This window comes from Pseudomonas sp. PS02302 (assembly GCF_029959585.1).
GTDB lineage: Bacteria > Pseudomonadota > Gammaproteobacteria > Pseudomonadales > Pseudomonadaceae > Chryseomonas > Chryseomonas aestiva.
Window position 1 is genome coordinate 68,069 of record NZ_JASCON010000015.1, and the last position, 6,556, is coordinate 74,624.

Sequence of the window (6,556 nt, forward strand, 5' to 3'; positions counted from 1 at the left end):
CGTAGTGACGGCGACCTTCAGAGCGGCGAAGGCTGGGGTTTCTCGCCGCGCAGGGCGGCCTGCAGCCGTGCGGCCAGATCCGCCTCGCGAAAGGGCTTGGGGACGATGAATGACTGTTCGGGATCGAGTTCGCCCAGTTCGGCGTAGCCGGTGATGAAGACCACCGGCAACTGCGGCAGGCGCTTGCGCACCTGGCGAGCCAGTTCGGCACCGTTCATGCCGGGCATGGCGAAATCGGCCAGCAGCAGATCGATCTGCGGATCACGTTCCAGGGCGCTCAGGGCGGCGAAGCCGTTGCTGGCCTCCACCACCTGATAGCCGAGATCCGCCAGCAGCGCGGCGGTCACGTTGCGCACCGCCTGGTCATCGTCGACCAGCAGGATGCGTCGCTCGGCGGCCTGTTCGTCACGCCCTGGGGTCGGCAATCCGACCGGATCCACGGCATCTTCCGCCTCGGTACGCGGCAGATAGACCAGCACCGTGGTGCCGCTGCCCATCTGTGTCTCGATGCGCACGCCACCGCCGGACTGCTTGGCGAAGCCGAACACCTGGGCCAGGCCCAGACCGGAGCCCTTGCCCACCTCCTTGGTGGTGAAGAAGGGTTCGAAGGCCTTGGCCAGCACCTCTTCGCTCATGCCGGTGCCGGAGTCCTGCACCGCCAGCAGCACGTACTCGCCCGGCTCGGGTTCTTCCGGGCGCTGGGGCGGCTCGCTGATGGTCTGGTTGGAGGTACTCAACCGCAGGGTGCCGCCGACCGCCATGGCATCCCGGGCATTGATCGCCAGATTGAGGATGATGAGTTCGATCTGGGTCGGGTCGACCAGGGCGTGCCAGCAATCGGCGCGCAGATGGGTCTCGATCCAGACGCTGCCGCCCATGGTGCTGCGCAGCAGTTCGAGCATGCCTTCGACGGTTTCGTTGAGCTTGACCGGCTTGGGCGCCAGACGCTGACGGCGGGAGAAGGCCAGCAGCTGGGCGGTGAGCTTGGCGCCCCGCTCGCCCGCTTCGCGGATGTTCTGCACCCGCCCCTGGGTCTTGTCGCTCGCTTCGAGGCGCGCCAGATCCCGCTCGAGGAAGCTGGCACTGCTGAGCACCACGGTGAGCAGGTTGTTGAAGTCATGGGCCACGCCGGCGGTGAGCTGACCCACGGCCTCCAGGCGCTGCATCTGCTGCAGGGTGTCTTCCACCCGCTCGCGCTCGTCGATCTGCTCGCGCAACTGGCGATTCGCCGCGGCCAGTTCCTCCATCGCCAGGACTTCGGAGGAGATGTCCCGTCCGGAGCAATAGGTCATGCCGGCATCCGGCACCGCCGTCCAGGAAATCCAGCGATAGCTGCCGTCGCGGTGGCGGATACGATTGACGAAGCGCTGACTGGTCGCACCGGTGGCCAGCTGCTTGAGTTCGTTGTCGGTGATGAAGCGCTCGTCGGGATGCACCAGCGCCAGCAGCGAGGAGTCGAGCAGTGCCACCCGCGACCAGCCCAGATTTTCTTCCCAGGCCGGGTTGAGCGCCACCAGGGTACCGTCGGGCTTGCACACCAGCAGCAGATCGCGGGTGAGATCCCAGGTCCGATCGCGTTCCCGGGTACGCTCCTCGACGCGCTCACCGAGACTGACGTTGAGTCGTTCGAGTTTCTCCGCGGCGTCGCGCTGCTGGGTGATGTCAAGCATCACGCCGAGGAAGCGGGTGCAGACGCCGGCTTCGAAGAAGGGTTGGCCGCGGGTCTCGACCCAGCGCTGGGCGCCATCGTCGAGGCGGATGCGGTATTCGCTGCGGTAGTCGTCGTCGCGCTCGTCGGCGCCCGCCTGGCGGACCGTGTCGAGAAAGCGTTCGAGACCATCGCCGCCGCACAGGCGGGCGAACACCTGGAGATCGACCACCGCATCGGCCGGCAGGCCGAACATGGCCTTGCAGCGCTCGTCCCAGACCAGCGTACGGCTGGCCGGCAGATACTCCCACATGCCCAGCCGGGAGGCGTCCATGGCCAGGCGGGACCTGACTTCCAGACTGTGCAGGGCTTCTTCGGCGCGGCGCCGCTCGCGGCGCTCGTGCACCACCAGCAGTGCCCGCTCGACCGCCTTGGCCAGCAGCTCCATGCTCTGCTTGAGCACATAGTCGTTGGCGCCCAGGCGCATCATCTCCACCGCGTGCACTTCACCGAAGATGCCCGAGACGAAGATGAAAGGGGTTTCCGGCGTCAGCGCCCGTGCCACGCGCAGGGCTTCGGCGCCGGAGAAGCCCGGCAGGATGATGTCGGAGAGGATGATGTCGTAGGTCTGCTGACTCAGCGCCAGGGTCAGACCGGTACGCTCATAGACGATCTTGGATTGCAGCTCGAAGCCGTGCCTTTCCAGCTCGATCAGGATCAGCTCGGCATCGAGCTTGCTGTCCTCTACCAGCAGGATCTTGATCTGTTTCGAGAGAGGCATAAACGGACGTCGGCCTTGAATCTGTTCGCTCAGGGGAGCCGGATCGCGCCTATCTGCCGGTCGCGGATGACTGGATACGGATGCACTGATCTTCACTCGCTAACGGCCAATGCGCCTGGCGACCCGGCGCGATCCGGGCGGCGGCTCATTGAGCACGGCCCAGAACACGCCAAGGTCGCTGATCGCGGCGACGAAATCACGAAACTCGACCGGTTTGACCACGTAGGCGTTCACGCCCAGCTCGTAGGCCTTCTCCAGATCCGGCTCCTCCCGTGACGACGTCAACATGACCACGGGAATGCTGCACAGCTCAGGTGTCCGACGAATCAGTTCGAGCACTTCCAGGCCATCGACCTTGGGCAGCTTGAGATCCAGCAGCATCACGGCGGGATTGCCCGGCTCGCGATCGGCATGGGGTTCGCGCCTGAGCAGATAATTGACCGCTTCGGCACCGTCACGCAGGACCACGACATCGTTGGCCAGCTGGCTGCGCTCCAGAGCCACCAGGGTGAGCTCCAGATCGTGCGGATTGTCTTCGACCAGCACAATGGGTTTGAGCATGAACAGAACTACCTTTTGTGTACCGGGGACGGGCGTTGTTTGGGAAGGGCGAAAAAGAAGGTAGCGCCCTCGCCGATAGCACCTTCGGCCCAGACCCGACCGTCATGACGCTCGATGATGCGTCTGACACTGGCCAAACCGATGCCGACCCCTTCGAATTCATCGGCATGGTGCAGGCGCTGGAAGACGCCGAACAGCTTGCCCACATAGTCCATGTTGAAACCGACACCGTTGTCCCGGACAAAGACGATGTCTTCGGAATCGCTCGGCAAGGTGCCGATCTCGATCACCGCCGGTTCTTCGTAGCGACTGTATTTGATGGCGTTGGCCAGCAGATTGCGCAAGGCAAGATGGACGAAGGCGGCATCGGCGATGACGACAGGCAGGGTGCCGATGTGCCACTCCACCTGCCGCTCGGCATAGTCCGGCGCCATTTCTTCGCGAATGGCTTCCACCAGGGCGGTGAGATTGACGTCGGAATAGCGGATCGCCGCCCGCCCCATCTGCGAGAAGCTCAGCAGGTTGTCAACCAGGCTGCCGGCGAAGCGCGCCGACGACCCGATGTTTTCCAGGAAGCGCCGTCCTCGATCCGACAGCTTGCCGCCTTCGATGTCGCCCAGCAGCTCGGCATAGCCGGCGATATGGCGCAGCGGCGCACGCAGGTCGTGGGACACGCTGTAGGAGAAGGCCGCCAGCTCCTTGTTGCTGCGTTGCAACTCCTCGGCCAGCTCGGCCATCTCCTCGGCCTTGCGCAGGACGATCCCGCGCACCGCATTGCGCAATTCGATGGCGCTTTCCAACTCGAGTGGCGACCAGGGTAGCGACAGTCCCCGGACCGTCTCCTGCCAGAGCACGAAACTCTGCCGGGGCGACAGGCGCCCGTCGCTGCCCTCCTGTTTGGTTGGCCGTCCGGCCCAATTGACCACCTGGACCAGTTCGCTGCGGAACCAGATCAGATAATGGGAATGCAATTCGGAAATGGGTACGGCGAGCACCCCGGCCGCATACTGGGCCAGCTGCGGCAGCTCGGCGATATCCTTGGCCAGGTTGTCGGTGACGTAGTGATCCTTGACGTTGACCGACAGCCACTCGACCAGGCTATCCACCACGTCGCGCGGCGGCACCTGGCCGATCAGTTCGGTGCCGTCGGAGGAGATGATGGCGGCACCCTGGGCGCGGGCGAAATCCAGATAGACCTGGGGCAGTTCCAGCAGCCCCTGGCAGACGCTGTCGCGGTCGGCCATGGTCGAGAGCATCTGCACCATGGATTGACGCAACGCCAGCCGACGATCGGATTCCGCGTGGGTCTCGGCAGCATCGATCTGCAGCGACAGCACCCGACCGAACAGCTCGCAGGCGGTCCGCGTCTGGAAGGACACCCGCTGCGGCTGGCGGTCGTGACAGAGCACCAGCCCCCAGAGGCGACCGCCGACCACGATGGAAACCGACATGGAGGCCTGGGTGCCCATGTTTCTCATGTACTGCAGGTGCACCGGCGACACGCTGCGCAGCTGCGCGAAGCTGAGGTCGAGCGACTGGCCGGTCAGCGGATTGGTCTGCGGCTGCAGCGGCGACGGCTGGTAGTAGGCATTGCCGATCACCCGGATGCGGTTGGCCAGGTACAGGCGGCGGGCCTGCGCGGGGATGTCCGAAGCGGGAAATCTCAGCCCCAGATAGCTGGGTACGCCGGGGTCGCGTTCTTCGGCCAGCACCTGTCCATGACCGTCCTCGTCGAAGCGATAGATCATGGTATGGTCGAAGCCGGAGATGCGCTTGGCTTCGCGCACCGCGAGCGTGGCGATGGCATCCACGGTTCCGGCCTGGTGCAGCTGCTCGATGAACACCCGCACCATGGGATAGAGGGTATTGAGGCCAAGCCGGCTGTCCACCGGCGCCTCGAATTCGACGATCAGCACCCCGCCGAAGCGATGCATGAACAGCGCGAAGGTCTGCTGCTGCGTCCCCAGGGTGACATCACCCTGGTAGATGGGATTCTGCTCTTCCTCGGACAGGGCCTCGAGCATGGCCGGCAGATCCCGCTCCGGCAGCCATTCGCCGAGGGTGCGACCCAACACATCCTCCACAGCGACGCCCAGGTACTCCCGCACGTTGGCGCTGGCCTGGACGATGCGCAGATCCGGCTCTTCCACGGCGAACAGGAAGCCATGTTCCTGGATACTGCCGGGAATGTGGATCGGCTCATTGGCACAATCGGCCAGAGCGTCGGGCTGCGTCTTGGAAGGTGACTCGAGCGCCAAACCAGGAACCTCATGTGATCGGGAAGAAGCGCAGGGAAAGCGGTGCGCCGAAACGGAAACAAAGGTCATCCAGACTATCAGACCCGGGCCGGGAGGCGAAGCGAAACGGCGCGCAGCCCGGACACCCCCAGCCAGGGCGCCAGCACTCGAGTTGACGACCCGGAATCTTCTCTACTGGCGTCCGGTCGGAGTTGGATTAGCCCCAGGATCCTGCCCATGTCCCTGCGCCTCGCCCTCCCCCTGGCCGCCCTGCTGCTGAGCCCGCTCACCCAAGCGGCGCCCGTCTATGGCGAACGTCTCGAAGGCTTCGCCTACGATTACCCGGTCAGGACCTTCAGCTTCGACTCCCAGCAACAGCCTCTGGAAATGGCCTATCTCGACGTCGCGCCGAGTGGAAAATCGAACGGCCGGACCCTGGTCCTGCTGCACGGCAAGAACTTCTGCGCCGGTACCTGGGCGCAAAGCATCCAGGTGCTGAGCGCTGCCGGCTATCGGATCGTGGCGCCGGACCAGATCGGCTTCTGCAAGTCCAGCAAGCCGGCGCACTATCAATACAGCTTCCAGCAACTGGCTGCCAATACCCGCGCCCTGCTCGACCACCTGGGCATCGCCCGGGCGACCCTCATCGGTCATTCGACCGGCGGCATGCTCGCGACCCGCTACGCGCTTCTCTATCCCGAGGCCACCGAGCAGCTGGTATTGGTCAATCCCATCGGCCTGGAGGACTGGAAGGCGCTGGGCGTGCCCTATCGCAGCGTCGACCAGTGGTATGCCCGGGAACTCAAGACCTCGGCCGCCGCCATTCGCGACTACGAGCGCAGCACCTATTACGCTGGCCAATGGTCTCCCGCCTACGATCGCTGGGTGGACATGCTCGCGGGTCTCAACGCAGGACCGGGCAAGGAGCGGGTGGCGTGGAACTCCGCCCTGATCTACGACATGATCTACAGCCAGCCGGTGGTCTACGAATTCGAGCGGCTGCGCATGCCGACCCTGCTGCTGATCGGCCAGCGCGATACCACCGCCATCGGCAAGGATGCGGCGCCGGCTGCGCTCAAGGCGCAGCTGGGTCACTATCCCGAACTGGGCAAGGCGGCGGCGAAGCGCATTCCCCAGGCGACCCTGGTGGAATTCCCGGAACTGGGCCATGCGCCGCAGATGCAGGCGCCGGACCGCTTTCACCAGGCGCTCCTGGAAGGGCTGAGCGTCCTCAAGGCACCCTCGACCCAGCCGAAACCCTGAGCTGATCCAGGCGACAAAAAAGGCGGCGTCCCCAGGGGCACGCCGCCTTTTTTGTCGCTCTAGGGG

The 6,556-nt window shown here is 64.9% G+C and carries 4 protein-coding genes; 1 reads left to right on the plus strand and 3 read right to left on the minus strand.

Annotated elements, in window-relative coordinates:
• Positions 1–17: 17 nt before the first annotated feature.
• The 3 genes from QMX82_RS07665 to QMX82_RS07675 form a co-directional block, all read right to left on the minus strand.
• Positions 18–2,429, minus strand: coding sequence for a response regulator (locus QMX82_RS07665; RefSeq protein ID WP_282282055.1), 2,412 nt, complete (start codon positions 2,427–2,429; stop codon positions 18–20).
• A 99-nt stretch (positions 2,430–2,528) separates the two neighbouring features.
• Complete coding sequence (locus QMX82_RS07670; protein WP_208694531.1) at positions 2,529–2,990, minus strand: response regulator; 462 nt, start codon at positions 2,988–2,990, stop codon at positions 2,529–2,531.
• 8 nt (positions 2,991–2,998) lie between these two features.
• Positions 2,999–5,248, minus strand: coding sequence for an ATP-binding protein (locus QMX82_RS07675; RefSeq protein ID WP_282282057.1), 2,250 nt, complete (start codon positions 5,246–5,248; stop codon positions 2,999–3,001).
• A gap of 216 nt (positions 5,249–5,464) precedes the next feature.
• On the opposite strand from QMX82_RS07675, the gene QMX82_RS07680 reads away from it, so the two are divergent.
• A complete protein-coding gene (locus tag QMX82_RS07680; RefSeq protein ID WP_282282059.1) occupies positions 5,465–6,490 on the plus strand; it encodes an alpha/beta fold hydrolase in 1,026 nt (341 codons plus the stop codon).
• The last annotated feature ends 66 nt before the right edge of the window (positions 6,491–6,556 follow it).

Excerpts from the sequence above, each read along its gene's own strand:
- QMX82_RS07680 (WP_282282059.1), top strand. The coding sequence starts at position 5,465 with ATGTCCCTGCGCCTCGCCCTCCCCCTGGCCGCCCTGCTGCTGAGCCCG.
- QMX82_RS07670 (WP_208694531.1), bottom strand. The coding sequence starts at position 2,990 with ATGCTCAAACCCATTGTGCTGGTCGAAGACAATCCGCACGATCTGGAG.
- QMX82_RS07665 (WP_282282055.1), bottom strand. The coding sequence starts at position 2,429 with ATGCCTCTCTCGAAACAGATCAAGATCCTGCTGGTAGAGGACAGCAAG.